General features: G+C 69.9%; 1 protein-coding gene. It reads right to left on the reverse strand.

What is annotated here, in order from left to right:
• Positions 1-325: YceI family protein (locus G3I78_RS47345; protein ID WP_343244029.1), on the reverse strand; the 325-nt coding region annotated here is incomplete at its 3' end.
• Positions 326-548 lie beyond the last annotated feature (223 nt).

Raw genomic sequence — 548 nt, forward strand, 5'->3', positions numbered from 1 at the left:
CTATCCGCACCCCGCCGGCGAAGGTGTTGAACCGGCCGCGGATCCGGGCGAAGCCGATGTGCTGCGCGGTGAAGGCGATGGACGAGTGCGCCGGATCGAGCTCCCAGTGGCCCGGCGCCGGCAGCAGCGGCGGTTCCACGGCGTCGAGCACGATCTCCCCGGTGCCGGGCTGCGCCGGGTCCCCCACCAGCGTCGCCCCGTGGAACGGCGCGTAGCCCTCGGCGGTGACGGTGAGCCGGTACTCGCCCTCCGGCACGGCCGCGGTGAACCCGCCGTACGGATCGGTCTCGCCGCTGACGATGCGCCGCCCGATCGGGTCGGTCACTTCGAACCTGGCCTGTCTGACGGGCTGGTGAACCGTGTCGAGGACACGACAGCTGAGCAGTCGCGCCGTATGAGGCAGCGTCAGCGTCGCGGATGTGTCCTGACCGCCGCTTCCGCCCGTCTCCATCCCCCTTCTGCGACCGAACATGGTTGATGCACCCCCGTGCTGTGTGGACTTGTACCGCTCTGGCGAAGACGCATTCGATCATGCTGTCGGGTTGCGG

It is taken from the genome of Streptomyces sp. SID13726, from assembly GCF_010548375.1.
Classification (GTDB): Bacteria; Actinomycetota; Actinomycetes; order Streptomycetales; family Streptomycetaceae; genus Streptomyces.